Origin of the sequence: Pantoea sp. BJFS-204, assembly GCF_049310725.1 — a bacterium.
GTDB classification, from domain to species: Bacteria; Pseudomonadota; Gammaproteobacteria; order Enterobacterales; family Enterobacteriaceae; genus Pantoea; species Pantoea agglomerans.
The window spans coordinates 14,571-29,175 of sequence record NZ_JBMOWE010000010.1 but is presented as its reverse complement, the minus strand read 5'-3'; the positions used below and the strand labels follow the sequence as shown (position 1 = coordinate 29,175).

The following is a 14,605-nucleotide window of genomic DNA, read 5'->3' as shown; positions in this document are numbered from 1 at the left end:
TAATTACAGTCGTCCGACAGAGATTTGCGCGAAGATGCGCAAAAGTTGGGTGTTGCCGCTGCGCAAACGCTGCGTGGCGGCGGGAAGCTGTGTATACTGTGCAGGAAATCGACTCCGCTTTTAATCAATTCAAGAAAACCATGGCTCAAGGCACGCTCTATATTGTTTCTGCTCCCAGCGGCGCAGGTAAATCCAGCCTGATTCAGGCGCTGTTAAAGACCCAGCCGTTGTATGATACGCAGGTCTCTGTTTCGCACACGACGCGCGGTATGCGTCCGGGTGAAACCCATGGCGAACATTACTTTTTTGTTGAGAAGCATGAATTTGAGCAGATGATCGCGGAAGAGGCTTTCCTCGAACATGCCAAAGTTTTCGACAACTATTACGGTACCTCGCGCCATGCTATTGAGCAGGTGCTGGCAACCGGCGTTGACGTGTTTCTCGACATCGACTGGCAGGGTGCGCAGCAAATTCGCACCAAAATGCCTGGCGCACGCAGCATCTTTGTTTTACCGCCTTCGAAAGAAGAGCTCGATCGCCGTCTGCGCGGTCGTGGCCAGGACAGCGAAGAGGTGATCACGCGTCGCATGGCTCAGGCAGTAGCGGAAATGAGCCACTACGCCGAGTATGACTATTTAATTGTGAATGATGATTTCGATCTGGCGCTGTCCGATCTGAAAACCATTATTCGCGCAGAACGTCTGCGTATGGCGCGTCAGAAGGCGCGTCACGATGCTTTAATCAGCAAACTGTTGGCAGTCTGAATACAGTTTCAGTATGATGCGCAGTCATTTCTTCATCTGTGGAGTAGCACACCTATGGCACGCGTAACCGTTCAGGACGCAGTAGAAAAAGTTGGTAATCGTTTTGACCTGGTGTTGGTCGCTGCACGTCGTGCACGTCAGATGCAGGTAGGCGGCAAAGATCCACTGGTTCCGGAAGAGAACGATAAACCTACCGTTATCGCCCTGCGCGAAATCGAAGAAGGTTTGGTCACCAATCAGATTTTAGATGTGCGTGATCGTCAGGAACAGCAAGAGCAGGAAGCCGCTGAGTTACAGGCCGTTACCGCTATCGCTGAAGGTCGTCGTTAACAGCCACCTGCAGGTCGCCCTTGTATCTGTTTGAAAGTCTCAATCAACTGATTGAAAAATACTTGCCAGAGGAGCAGATCAAGCGCCTCCAGCAAGCCTACCTTGTCGCACGTGATGCCCACGAGGGACAGACACGCTCCAGCGGTGAGCCTTATATCACCCATCCGGTTGCCGTGGCCTGTATTCTGGCGGAAATGAAGCTCGACCATGAAACTCTCATGGCCGCGCTGCTGCATGACGTGATCGAAGATACGCCTGCCACTTACCAGGACATGGAACAACTGTTCGGTAAAAGCGTGGCGGAACTGGTCGAAGGCGTTTCCAAGCTGGATAAGCTGAAATTCCGCGACAAGAAAGAAGCGCAGGCAGAGAACTTCCGCAAGATGATTATGGCGATGGTGCAGGATATCCGCGTCATTCTCATCAAGCTGGCTGACCGCACCCACAATATGCGCACTCTCGGCGCATTACGCCCGGACAAACGTCGCCGCATCGCGCTGGAAACGTTAGAGATTTACAGTCCGCTGGCGCACCGCCTGGGTATTCATCATCTTAAAACAGAGCTGGAAGAGCTCGGTTTTGAGGCCCTCTATCCGAACCGTTATCGGGTCATTAAAGAGGTGGTGAAAGCCGCGCGCGGTAATCGTAAAGAGATGATCCAGAAGATTCTTTCTGAGATCGACGGCCGTTTGCAGGAAGCGGGCATTCCCTGCCGCGTCAGCGGGCGTGAAAAGCATCTTTACTCGATTTACCGCAAAATGACGCTGAAAGAGCAGCGTTTTCACTCGATCATGGATATCTATGCCTTTCGCGTCATCGTGAAAGATCTGGATACCTGCTATCGCGTTCTGGGCCAGATGCACAGTTTGTATAAACCGCGTCCGGGCCGCGTCAAAGATTACATCGCCATCCCCAAAGCGAACGGCTATCAATCGCTCCATACCTCAATGATTGGTCCGCATGGCGTGCCGGTCGAAGTACAGATTCGCACCGAGGATATGGATCAGATGGCGGAAATGGGGGTCGCTGCGCACTGGGCTTATAAACAGGCGGGCGAAAGTGGTACCACCGCACAGATTCGCGCTCAGCGCTGGCTGCAAAGCCTGCTGGAGCTGCAACAGAGTGCGGGCAGTTCGTTTGAATTTATTGAAAGCGTGAAGTCCGATCTCTTTCCCGATGAGATCTACGTCTTTACACCTGAAGGCCGCATTGTTGAGCTGCCAACCGGTGCGACGCCGGTGGATTTCGCTTATGCGGTCCACACCGATATCGGCCATGCCTGCGTTGGCGCACGCGTTGACCGCCAGCCTTATCCGCTGTCGCAAACCCTGACCAGCGGTCAGACGATTGAAATCATCACCGCGCCAGGCGCCCGTCCTAACGCCGCCTGGCTCAACTTTGTCGTCAGCTCCAAAGCCCGCGCAAAAATTCGTCAGCTGCTGAAAAACCTCAAGCGCGAAGACTCCGTTAATCTGGGTCGCCGCCTGCTCAGCCATGCGCTGGGCGGCAGCCGTAAACTGGCTGAGATTCCGCCTGAGAATATCAGGCAGGAGCTGGATCGTATGAAGCTGACCTCGCTTGACGATCTGCTGGCAGAAATCGGTCTGGGCAATGCGATGAGCGTGGTGGTGGCGAAGAACCTGTTGCAGGCTGACAGCAACGCCATCAGCAGCAACAGCAAGCGCGGTAAACTGCCGATCAAAGGTGCAGATGGCGTGTTGATTACCTTCGCCAAATGCTGCCGTCCGATTCCCGGTGACCCGATTGTTGCCCATGTCAGTCCCGGCAAAGGGCTGGTGGTGCATCATGAATCCTGTCGAAATATTCGCGGCTACCAGAAAGAGCCCGAAAAATTCATGCCGGTCGAGTGGGATAAAGTCACCGAGCAGGAGTTCGTGGCGGAAATCAAAGTCGACATGTTTAACCATCAGGGCGCACTGGCTAACCTGACGGCGGCAATCAACACGGCCGGTTCCAATATTCAAAGCCTGAATACCGAAGAGCGTGATGGCCGCGTTTACAGCGCCTTTATCCGCCTGACCGCACGTGATCGCGTCCATCTGGCGAATATCATGCGTAAAATTCGCGTGATGCCGGATGTGATCAAAGTCCATCGTAACCGTAATTAGGCATGAACGATCAACGATTTGCCCGGATTCAGGCGATGCTGGCACTGCGCCAGCACGATCTCACGGTCTGTATGGAGCAGGTGCATAAGCCGCACAATGTTTCCGCAGTGATCCGCACGGCGGACGCCGTCGGCATCCACGAAGTGCACGCCGTCTGGCCGAGCCAGCGGATGCGCACTCAGGCTTCCGCATCTGCCGGAAGCAACAGTTGGGTTAAAGTGGTCACCCATCCCACCATCGGCGATGCTGTAAAAAAGCTCAAACAACAGAAGATGCAGGTTTTAGCGACCCATCTCTCTGCCGATGCCGTGGATTTCCGTGAGATCGATTATACCCTTCCGACCTGCATCCTGATGGGCCAGGAAAAAACCGGCATCACCGAAGAAGCGCTGGCGCTGGCCGATCGGCAGATTGTGATTCCGATGGTGGGTATGGTGCAGTCGCTGAATGTCTCGGTCGCCTGCGCGCTGATCCTGTATGAAGCACAGCGGCAGCGGCAGAACGCGGGTCTGTACCTGCGCGACTACAGCCTGCTGGACGAAGATGAACAGCAACGCCTGTTGTTCGAAGGCGGATTCCCGGTACTGGCGCGGGTCGCAAAACAGAAAGGTTTACCCTATCCGCGCATCAATGCGCAGGGCGAAGTCGACGCCGATCCCAGCTGGTGGGCAACCATGCAATCGACCGGTAAAAGAAGATGAAAGGCCGTCTGCTGGATGCCATCCCGCTCAGTACCCTGACCGGCGTCGGTGCCAGCCAGGCGGCAAAGCTGGCCAAAATTGACCTGCATACCATTCAGGATCTCCTGCTTCATCTCCCGCTACGCTACGAAGATCGTACCCAACTCTATGCCATTGATGATCTGCTGCCTGGTATCTGGGCCACAGTAGAAGGCGAAGTGCTGCACACAGATATCACCTTTGGTCGCCGCCGGATGATGGTGTGCCAGATTAGCGATGGCAGCGGCGTACTGACGATGCGCTTCTTTAATTTCAATGCCGGAATGAAGAACAACCTGTCGCCGGGCCGGCGCGTCACCGCGTATGGTGAAATTAAACGCGGTCAGCGTGGCGCTGAGATTATCCATCCCGAATACCGGATCCAGGGCGAACAGAGCAATGTGACGCTGGAAGAGACCTTAACGCCGGTTTATCCCACCACCGAAGGTATTCGGCAGGCCACGCTGCGTAATCTCACCGATCAGGCACTGACGCTGCTGGAGAGCTGCCCGATTGCCGAACTGCTGCCGCAGGAACTGAGCGGCGGTTTAATCAGCCTGCCAGATGCGCTCCGCACGCTGCATCGTCCCCCACCCGATCTAAAACTCAGCGAGCTGGAGAGTGGTCGTCATCCGGCACAACGCAGATTGATTCTGGAAGAGCTGCTGGCACACAACCTCAGCATGCTGGCGGTACGCGCCGGTGCTCAGCGCTATTACGCTTTACCGATGCTTCCCCGGCACAACCTTAGCGACCAGCTGCTGGCTGCGCTGCCCTTTTCACCGACCAATGCGCAGAAACGCGTGGTGGCGGAGATAGAGAAAGACCTGGCAAATGACTTTCCGATGATGCGGCTGGTGCAGGGTGACGTCGGCTCGGGTAAGACACTGGTCGCCGCGCTTTCTGCGCTGAACGTTATCGCACATGGTAAGCAGGTTGCTCTGATGGCGCCGACCGAACTGCTGGCTGAACAGCACGCCAGTAACTTCCGCCAGTGGTTTGCGCCGCTGGGCATTGAAGTGGGCTGGCTGGCCGGAAAACAGAAAGGCAAAGCCCGCCAGGCACAGCAGGAAGCGATAGCCAGCGGTCAGGTGGCGATGGTGGTGGGCACACATGCCCTGTTTCAGGAGCAGGTGCAGTTCAACGGTCTGGCACTGGTCATTATTGATGAGCAGCATCGGTTCGGCGTGCACCAGCGACTGGCGCTGTGGGAGAAAGGTGAGGAGCAGGGCTTCCATCCGCATCAGCTGATCATGACCGCCACACCAATTCCGCGCACCCTGGCGATGACCGCTTATGCCGATCTCGATACCTCAACCATCGATGAGCTGCCGCCGGGACGTACACCGGTGACCACCGTGGCTATCCCCGATACCCGACGCGATGAGATTGTGGCGCGGGTTGAGCATGCCTGCCGCGAAGGGCGTCAGGCCTACTGGGTCTGCACCCTGATTGAAGAGTCAGAATTGCTGGAAGCACAGGCGGCAGAAGCCAGCTGGGAATCCCTGAAAACGGCGCTGCCCGACTTAAACATCGGGCTGGTGCATGGCCGTATGAAGCCTGCGGAAAAACAGGCGGTGATGCAGGCGTTTAAAGCGAATGAACTGCAGCTGCTGGTGGCGACGACCGTGATTGAGGTTGGCGTGGACGTGCCGAATGCCAGCCTGATGATCATCGAAAACCCGGAGCGGTTAGGGCTGGCGCAGCTGCATCAGCTGCGGGGCCGTGTGGGTCGTGGTGCCGTGGCATCACACTGTGTACTGCTCTACAAAGCGCCGCTGAGCAAGACGGCGCAGAAGCGTTTACAGGTACTGCGCGACAGCAATGACGGCTTCGTCATTGCCCAGTTCGATCTGGAGATTCGCGGGCCGGGTGAACTACTGGGCACCCGTCAGACCGGCAATGCCGAATTTAAAGTGGCCGACCTGCTACGCGATGCGGCGATGGTGCCCGAAGTTCAGCGTGTGGCGCGCCACATCCACCAGCACTATCCCGAGCAGGCCAGCGCATTGATTGAACGCTGGCTGCCAGAGAATACCCGTTATACCAACGTCTGAATGATCCCCTCTGATTCGGCTTTTTTATCCCTGCCGGGCAAACGATTGCTTTTAGCCTGCGGATGATTACAATCGCCACATTATTTTTTGGGAAGAACAGAAGATGTCCACTAATCCGCAGCCAGAACAGCCTTCCGCCACGCAAAGCGAACTGATTTATCGTCTTGAAGATCGTCCTCCCCTGCCGCAAACGCTGTTTGCCGCCGGTCAACATCTGCTGGCGATGTTTGTCGCGGTCATTACCCCCGCGATTCTGATTTGTCAGGCGTTAGGGCTGCCCGCAGAGGATACCCGGCACGTGATCAGCATGTCGCTGTTTGCATCGGGTGTGGCATCACTGCTGCAAATCAAAACATGGGGGCCGGTGGGTTCGGGCCTGCTGTCGATTCAGGGCACCAGCTTCAACTTCGTTACGCCCTTGATTATGGGCGGCATGGCGCTAAAAAATGGCGGCGCTGACGTGCCCACCATGATGGCGGCGCTGTTTGGTACGCTGATGGTCGCCTCCTGTACCGAAATGGTGCTGTCACGCGTATTGCACCTGGCGCGCCGGATCATTACGCCGCTGGTTTCCGGTATTGTGGTGATGATTATCGGCCTGTCGCTGATTCAGGTGGGGCTGACCTCCATTGGCGGCGGTTTCAGCGCGATTAACGACCATACTTTTGGTGCGCCGAAAAATCTGATGCTGGCAGGGGCTGTGCTGCTGGTGATCGTGCTACTTAACCGGCAGAAGAACCCCTACCTGCGCGTTGCCTCCCTGGTTATTGCCATGGCGGTGGGCTATCTGCTGGCCTGGGCGATGGGCATGCTGCCTGCTGCCGGCATCCCCATCGATCAGCCGCTAATCGTGGTGCCGACCCCGCTCTATTACGGGCTGGGCTTCGACTGGAATCTGCTCATCCCGCTGATGCTGGTGTTTATGGTGACCTCTCTGGAGACCATCGGCGATATCACCGCCACCTCGGATGTGTCAGAGCAGCCGGTCAGCGGCCCCCTCTATATGAAACGCCTGAAAGGCGGCGTGCTGGCGAATGGCCTCAACTCCTTTGTCTCCGCGCTGTTTAATACTTTCCCGAACTCCTGCTTCGGTCAGAACAATGGCGTGATCCAGTTAACCGGTGTTGCCAGCCGCTACGTCGGCTTTGTTGTCGCGCTGATGCTGATTGTGCTGGGGCTGTTCCCGGCGGTCAGCGGGCTGGTGCAGATGATCCCTGAACCGGTACTCGGCGGCGCCACCATTGTGATGTTCGGCACCATCGCCGCCTCGGGTGTTCGCATTGTGTCACGCGAGCCGCTTAACCGCCGAGCCATCATGATTATTGCGCTGTCGCTGGCGGTGGGCCTGGGCGTTTCTCAGCAGCCGCTGATCCTGCAGTTTGCGCCTGACTGGCTGAAAACCCTGCTCTCTTCCGGTATTGCTGCGGGCGGTATTACCGCTATCGTACTCAACCTGATTTTTCCGCCAGAGAAGTAAGGCCAGAGGCAGGCTTCGGCCTGCCTGCTAATTATTCGGATTTACATCCAGGCTGTTGAGCTGTAACGGTAATTCAGGCATAACAACCTCTCACCGGATTTAACTCGGGAAGGATGCTATGAAATTTATTGGAAAGTTTTTCCTCACCTTACTTTTGCTGCTGCTTTTCACCCTGGTCGTGATCTATGTTCTGTTGCAGACACAGTGGGGTGCAGGCTGGTTTAGCCGTTGGGTGAGTGACAAAACCGAATGGCATCTCTCCCTGAGTAAAATTGAACACAATTTCTCCTCTCCCTCTCACATCATTCTGGATGACTTCAGCTTTGGTCACGATGGACAGCCTGCAGTTCTGGTGGCGAAACGGGTCGATCTCGGTCTGGCACTGATTCAGTTCAGCGATCCGCTGCATTTCAGCAGCCTTGAGCTGCGCGACGGAGAAGTGAATCTGGCCAATCTGGCGCCAGGCAGCGCGCTACCGATTCAGGCCGATCGCCTGCAACTCAACAATATGCGTATCGACAGCCCCAACAGCGCGTTACCGCTGTTTGCTCAGCAGGTTAATGGCGGCATTTTGCCGTGGAAACCCACTGCCCTTGATATGCTGGGTCGCGATGCCCGCTTCCAGATGAGCGCAGGCAGCATGACACTGAATAATGTGCCGGGTGAAAACGTACTGATCCAGGGCAGTGTTGCCCAGGGTCGGATGCGCTTTGACAATATTGGTGCCGACCTGGCGCGTGGCTCTATGACCGGCAACGGTGAGCGCGATGCCCAGGGCAACTGGAAAATTAATCAGCTGCGACTGAACGACATCCGTCTGCAGACCACCAGTAGCCTGAAAGATTTCCTGCATAGCCTGCAGGTTGTCCCCTCGATCGCCATTACGCGGCTCGACATGACCGATGCCCGCCTGCAGGGGCCTGACTGGGCGGTAACGGATCTGGATCTGACGCTGAGAAACGTTAACTGGCAGGGTGATGACTGGCAGAGTAACGATGGTTCGCTGGCGCTGAATGCCAGCAATTTTATCAACGGTGGATTCGAACTAAATGACCCCATCGTTAACCTGGACTTCTCACCGCAGGGCGTGGCGCTGACGCAGTTCAGTTCACGCTGGGCAAATGGGGTAATTCGGGCTGACGGTGACTGGTCGCGTAGCGATAAACGCCTGACACTGAAAAACCTGGCGGTGGCGGGACTGGAATACACTCTGCCGCAGGACTGGCGCGATCGCTGGCAGGCGACACTGCCCGCGTGGCTGGATAGCGTAGAGGTGACGCGCTTCACCTCTAACCGAAACCTGATTATCGACATCAATCCGGCTTTTCCCTTCCAGCTGACCTCACTGGATGGATCCGGTGAAAACCTGCTGCTGGCGCAGCAGCACCAGTGGGGGATCTGGTCGGGTAAGCTCAGCCTGAACGCGGCAGAATCAACCTTTAATCGCACCGACCTGCGTCATCCGTCGATTGCGCTGAGCGCTGACCAGCAGCAGATTCAGGTTACGGAGCTGAGTGCGTTCAGTAATAAGGGTCTGCTCGAAGGGACGGCCACCGTAGGCCAGCAGCCAGCCCGTCCGCTGACGCTGCAACTGACAGGTCGTGCTGTACCGGTGAATGTGTTGCAGAACTGGGGATGGCCCGCGTTGCCGTTAACCGGTGACAGTAATATGCAGCTGCAGCTGAACGGTGCATTAACCGCAAATCAGCCGCTGCGCCCGACGGTTAATGGCAGTTTGTCGGTGACAACCGACAGTCAGCAACTGCAGCAGACCATGCAGGCTGGCGAGGTACGTTAACAACAGATCAGGGCCGCTGAAGCGGCCCTGATGATTAGTTGATACGCGCGCCGGACCCCCCCTCTTCCAGCGGCCCATCAGGATCGGCGGGCAGGACGATATAGACCCCTTCAAACACAGCGCCACACTCATCATTGCCAAACAGCTCAACTTCGAGCTGCACACGCGCTTTACGTCCGCGCGCCAGGCGGTCGAGATCGCCGCTTAATGAGCCCAGATCGGCAATCGCGCCAGGCCGTCCGCTGATGGGGTGGCTATAGCGAATGTGCGCATCCGCCAGAATAATGGTGCCACCCAGATGACGCTCGCGCAGCAGCAACCAGATCAACCCCCAGCCGGTCAGCGTTGCCAGCGAAAACAGGCTGCCAGCGAACAGCGTCTGGTGTGGATTCTGGTTGCCCGCTTCCGGCATGGTGGTGATAAATTTTTGCCCGGTAAACTGCAGAATACGGACGCCCATCTTTTCGCTGAGCGGGATATGATCATACCAGGCCTGTTGCAGCTGACCGCACCAGTCGGCGCGATGCAGAATATCGTCAAGCGTGACGACCGGTTTGATCATCAGAAAGTGACGAACCGGCGTCGTCTGCGGCGCGGTAATCTCGCCCTGATTGATGTAGCCGAGTTTAGCGAAGAAAGCGACAGCATCTTCGCGGGCGCTGCAGGTTACCCGCTTAGCCCCTTCCTGACGCGCCACGGATTCCAGCGTCATCGCCACCAGAGTACCCAGTCCCTTGCCCTGAACCGAAGGATGAACGGCCATGAAGCGGATAGCAGCCTCATTGTCGGCATTAATATAGAGACGGCCGATGGCGACCGGATTTCCCTGCTCATCAACCACCATCTGATGATGCGCCAGCGCATCCCAGGCGTCACGTTCCGACCCCTGCGGCTGACGCAGAGGTTTACGCAACATCTCCCAGCGGAACTGATAATAGATATCCAGCTCTTCCGCCGTCTGTGGCACGCGAAGGTGATACATGTAATGTTTCTCCCGCTCGGATGTGTGGCCAGTTCCCTGCCGCTCAGCTGACGTTCTCACACCTGTAACCAGAACGTCACAGGACCATCATTCACCAGCGAGACCTGCATATCCGCAGCAAAACGGCCATTAGCCGTGGTGATGCCCTGCTTGCGACAGCAGTCGCTGAAATATTCATACAGCCGCTCGGCTTCAGCGGGCTCGGCGCCACCCGAAAAGGAGGGACGCATCCCTTTTTGGGTATCTGCGGCCAGCGTAAACTGTGACACCACCAGCACGCTTCCGCCCGCCTGGCTAACACTCAGGTTCATTTTGCCCTGCTCATCACTAAAGATGCGATAGCCCAATACGCGTTCTGCGAGACGTTCCGCACGCGCGTTGTCATCGCCCTTTTCCACGCCCAGCAAAACCAGTAAACCGGCATCGATTTCACCGACCACTTCCTGATTGACGCTGACGCTGGCGCGCTGTACGCGTTGAATCAATGCAATCATGTTTCCTCGCGTTGCTCCTCTTTGTGTTGCTGCTTTAACTGCCGATAGTCGGCTAACGCAACGGTGATTTCAGCGCCTAACAACACAATACACCAGGTCCAGTAGACCCAGAGAAACAGAATGGGGATCACGGCCAGTACGCCGTAGATCAGCTGATAAGAGGGGAACATAGTAACATAGAGCGCAAAGCCCTTTTTGCCCAGCTCAAACAGCGCACCGGCAACCAGCGCGCCAATCAGCGCATCGCGCGGCGGCACTCGCTGGGTAGGAACGATGCTGTAGAGCAACCAGAAGGCGAGCCACGACAGCAGGAGCGGGAAAATACGCAGCATCTGATCGACCAGGCTGGTGACGCCTGTCGCGTTAATCCAGCGCAGCGACAGCAGATAGGAGCTGATCGCCAGACTGGCACCGGCCAGTAACGGGCCAAGTGTCAGGATCATCCAGTAGACCGCAAAGGAATAGACCATCGGCCGCTTCTTGTTGCTGCGCCAGATGGTGTTTAACGCGGTATCGACGGAATGCATCAGCAGTAAGGCGGTAACAATCAGGCCGACCGCTCCGACCGCCGTCATCCGGTTTACGTTAGCCACAAACTGCTCAAGATAGCGTTGCAGCGTGTTACCTGCAGCCGGCATCAGATTGGTAAAGACAAAGTGCTTCAACTGCACGCTGATATCTGAAAAGACCGGAAACGCCGCAAACAGGGCAAACACCACCGCAATCAGCGGCACCAGCGCCAGCAATGAGACATAAGCCAGATTACCGGCCTGGGTCGTCATGCCATCCTCATCAATGCGTTTCCACAACAGTTTGAGCCACAACCAGAATGCATGCAGCCCGGGACGAAATTTACGTGACATCATGAATTACTGTTGACCTGCAAACCAGTTGGGTACCGTTTTACTGTCAGTAACCAGTACACTTTCAATACCCAGGGCGCGGGCCGCCTCAATGTTTTGTGTATTATCGTCAAAAAATACCGCCTGATCGGCAGCCACACCTTCTGCGTCCAGCACATGCTGGTATATCCGGGCTTCCGGTTTACGCATGCCCAGCTCCTGGGAGAGATAGAGCTTGTCGGCTGCCTGCTGCACGTCCGGATACTGTGTTGGCCAGAATTCGCAATGCAGTTTGTTGGTGTTAGAGAGGATCACCACCCGATGACCTTCCAGCCGCAGCCGGTTCATCAGCGCCAGGATTTCCGGACGTACGTCAACGAATACCGCCTGCCAGCCAGCGGCAAACTGTTCATAGCTCAGCGCGATTTCCAGCTTTTCACACAGCGCCAGCGCGAAATCTTCATCGCTGATCTCGCCACGTTCGTGTTGTTCAAACGCCTCATCCATCTGGAAATGGCTTTGCAGCGAGGCCAGCGGCACACGACTAAGGTCACTCCAGACACCCAGCACGCGGTTAAAGTCGATATCGATAATCACATTGCCTAAATCAAAGATATACAGCATGGTGTGTCTCCTTCTGTTCCCTGGAGTATTCACTCTAGCGGCAAAAGGGCAGGCTGAACAGGCACTCGCGGAGAGAAAAGCGTAAACGGCAGCGGGCAGGTAAAAAGCGCGACATATCCCACAAATATTCGCTGGCCCGGCTGAAGAGGCAGGAATTTCAGGCAAAAAAAAAGCCCCGCAGGCGGGGCTCTTTATCAGTTAAAGGCGCAATTATGCGTCTTTAGGACCACGTGATGCACGTTTACGGTCGTTTTCAGTCAGGTGACGTTTACGGATACGCACTGACTGTGGTGTAACTTCTACCAGTTCGTCATCATCGATGAACTCGATCGCCTGCTCAAGGGTCATCTTGATTGGCGGAACCAGCGTCGTGGCTTCATCAGTACCTGAAGCACGCATGTTGGTCAGTTTCTTACCGGTCAGGCAGTTAACTGTCAGGTCGTTAGAACGGCTGTGAATACCGATGATCTGGCCTTCATAGACTTCTGCACCGTGACCCAGGAACAGCTTACCGCGGTCCTGCAGGCTGAACAGTGCAAACGCAACTGCTTTACCCTGACCGTTGGAGATCAGTACGCCGTTCTGACGCTGGCCCACTTCGCCCGCACGAATGTCATCGTAGTGGCTGAAGGTAGAGTAGAGCAGACCGGTACCGGAAGTCATGGTCATGAATTCGTTACGGAAGCCGATCAGGCCACGGCTTGGGATCACGTAGTCGAGACGTACGCGGCCTTTGCCATCCGGATCCATGTTTTTCAGATCGCCCTTACGCTCACCCATGGCTTGCATGACTGAACCCTGGTTGTTCTCTTCGATATCCAGCGTAACGTTCTCGAATGGCTCCTGTTTACGGCCATCGATTTCGCGGAAGATAACTTTCGGACGGGATACTGCCAGTTCGAAACCTTCACGACGCATGTTTTCGATCAGAACTGACAGGTGAAGCTCACCACGACCTGATACGCGGAACGCGTCAGCATCTTCGGTTTCTTCAACGCGCAGTGCCACGTTGTGAACCAGTTCTTTGTTCAGACGCTCAAGGATCTGACGTGAAGTCACGTACTTACCTTCTTTACCGCAGAACGGTGAGGTGTTGACGTTAAAGAACATGGTAACTGTTGGCTCATCGACACTCAGTGCTGGCAGCGCCTGCACGTTCTGTGGATCACAGATGGTGTCAGAGATGTTCAGCTCGCCCAGACCGGTGATAGCAATGATATCGCCCGCTTCTGCCAGGTCGCTGTCGATACGCTCAAGACCCAGGTGAGTCAGGACTTTACCGACTTTACCGTTACGGGTTTTGCCTTCGCTATCGATGATAGTGACTTGCTGGTTAGGCTTAACTTTACCGCGCTTGATACGGCCGATGCCGATCACGCCCAGGTAGTTGTTGTAGTCCAGCTGAGAGATTTGCATCTGCAGTGGGGCGTCAGCCTCAACCTGCGGAGGTGCAACGTGGTCGACGATCGCCTGATACAGCGGGGTCATATCGTCAGCCATGTCGGTGTGCTCAAGACCAGCAATACCATTCAGCGCAGAGGCGAAAATGATAGGGAAGTCGAGCTGCTCATCAGTAGCATCCAGGTTAACGAACAGGTCAAAGACCTGATCAACAACCCAATCCGGACGCGCACCAGGGCGGTCTACTTTGTTGATAACCACAATCGGCTTCAGACCATGCGCGAACGCTTTTTTGGTCACGAAGCGGGTTTGCGGCATAGGGCCATCCATCGCATCTACAACCAGCAGCACCGAGTCCACCATGGACATGACGCGCTCAACTTCACCACCGAAGTCGGCGTGTCCCGGGGTATCAACGATGTTGATACGGTAGTCATTCCACTTAATGGCGGTGTTTTTTGCGAGGATGGTAATCCCACGCTCTTTCTCCAAATCATTGGAGTCCATCACGCGCTCTGTTGCTTCGGTACGGGCATCAAAAGTACCGGATTGTTGCAGCAGTTTGTCAACCAGGGTGGTCTTTCCATGGTCAACGTGCGCGATGATGGCGATGTTACGCAAATTTTCGATCACAGCTTTGCCTCAGGCATTAGAAATAGCGCGTTATTGTACACTGATTAAGCGGAAGACTGAACACGATCACACTTTTCACTGAAAGTTTATTGCATGGAGGCCAATTTGCCCTGTTAGCGGTGCAGAAAATGCACTAAGTTGGTCTGACGCACCAAAATAGTGCCACCAGATGACCGTTAAGCACCACAATGGTGCAATAAAACGATCGTGGTGCAGCCGCTTTATGACAAAAAGGTGCACCACAAGGCGATTTAAGCATCATCAAAAAAGTTGGCACAGAATTCGCTTTATCTAAATCAAGCGTAAACGCCAGACAGATGTCGGTTGAAGAGCGTGCCGGAAGAGGTTGGTCAGG

At 55.6% G+C, this 14,605-nt stretch carries 12 protein-coding genes; 7 read left to right on the top strand and 5 right to left on the bottom strand.

Annotated elements, in window-relative coordinates; all coding sequences use genetic code 11:
- Positions 1–140: 140 nt before the first annotated feature.
- The 7 genes from gmk to ACO6VX_RS20705 all read left to right on the top strand — a co-directional run bounded on the left by gmk (position 141) and on the right by ACO6VX_RS20705 (position 9,274).
- Positions 141–764, top strand: a complete 624-nt coding sequence (gene gmk / locus ACO6VX_RS20735; RefSeq protein ID WP_010258405.1) for a guanylate kinase — start codon at positions 141–143, stop codon at positions 762–764.
- 54 nt (positions 765–818) lie between these two features.
- The gene (gene rpoZ / locus ACO6VX_RS20730) at positions 819–1,094 is read left to right on the top strand and encodes a DNA-directed RNA polymerase subunit omega (RefSeq protein ID WP_003851346.1); all 276 of its coding nucleotides are present in this window, start codon (positions 819–821) and stop codon (positions 1,092–1,094) included.
- Positions 1,095–1,114: 20 nt separating this feature from the next.
- Positions 1,115–3,223, top strand: coding sequence for a bifunctional GTP diphosphokinase/guanosine-3',5'-bis pyrophosphate 3'-pyrophosphohydrolase (gene spoT / locus ACO6VX_RS20725; protein WP_010258411.1), 2,109 nt, complete (start codon positions 1,115–1,117; stop codon positions 3,221–3,223).
- 2 nt (positions 3,224–3,225) lie between these two features.
- Entirely contained in the window at positions 3,226–3,924 is a 699-nt protein-coding gene (gene trmH / locus ACO6VX_RS20720) for a tRNA (guanosine(18)-2'-O)-methyltransferase TrmH (protein WP_010258414.1), read from the top strand.
- Positions 3,921–5,999, top strand: a complete 2,079-nt coding sequence (gene recG / locus ACO6VX_RS20715; RefSeq protein WP_010258417.1) for an ATP-dependent DNA helicase RecG — start codon at positions 3,921–3,923, stop codon at positions 5,997–5,999. Before trmH ends, recG begins: the two co-directional genes overlap by 4 nt.
- A 103-nt stretch (positions 6,000–6,102) precedes the next feature.
- The gene (locus tag ACO6VX_RS20710) at positions 6,103–7,476 is read left to right on the top strand and encodes a nucleobase:cation symporter-2 family protein (RefSeq protein ID WP_207254441.1); all 1,374 of its coding nucleotides are present in this window, start codon (positions 6,103–6,105) and stop codon (positions 7,474–7,476) included.
- Between the two features lie 118 nt (positions 7,477–7,594).
- Positions 7,595–9,274, top strand: coding sequence for an AsmA family protein (locus tag ACO6VX_RS20705; protein ID WP_022624891.1), 1,680 nt, complete (start codon positions 7,595–7,597; stop codon positions 9,272–9,274).
- A gap of 34 nt (positions 9,275–9,308) precedes the next feature.
- Here the strand turns inward: ACO6VX_RS20705 and fabY are convergent, their stop codons facing one another.
- From fabY to typA, 5 genes are all read right to left on the bottom strand, one after another.
- Positions 9,309–10,256, bottom strand: a complete 948-nt coding sequence (fabY, locus tag ACO6VX_RS20700) for a fatty acid biosynthesis protein FabY (protein ID WP_010258423.1) — start codon at positions 10,254–10,256, stop codon at positions 9,309–9,311.
- Positions 10,257–10,312: 56 nt separating this feature from the next.
- Positions 10,313–10,750 carry a D-aminoacyl-tRNA deacylase gene (gene dtd / locus ACO6VX_RS20695; RefSeq protein ID WP_089415152.1) on the bottom strand — a complete coding sequence of 146 codons (438 nt, stop codon included), beginning with the start codon at positions 10,748–10,750 and terminating at the stop codon, positions 10,313–10,315.
- Positions 10,747–11,616 (bottom strand): virulence factor BrkB family protein, encoded by an 870-nt coding sequence (locus ACO6VX_RS20690; protein WP_010672108.1) that lies wholly within the window; start codon positions 11,614–11,616, stop codon positions 10,747–10,749. The genes dtd and ACO6VX_RS20690 overlap by 4 nt, the downstream gene beginning before the upstream one ends.
- A gap of 3 nt (positions 11,617–11,619) precedes the next feature.
- Positions 11,620–12,216: a glucose-1-phosphatase gene (yihX, locus tag ACO6VX_RS20685; protein ID WP_163640563.1), complete on the bottom strand. Its 597-nt coding sequence runs from the start codon at positions 12,214–12,216 to the stop codon at positions 11,620–11,622.
- A gap of 210 nt (positions 12,217–12,426) precedes the next feature.
- Complete coding sequence (gene typA, locus ACO6VX_RS20680) at positions 12,427–14,250, bottom strand: ribosome-dependent GTPase TypA (protein ID WP_010258429.1); 1,824 nt, start codon at positions 14,248–14,250, stop codon at positions 12,427–12,429.
- Positions 14,251–14,605: the final 355 nt, after the last annotated feature.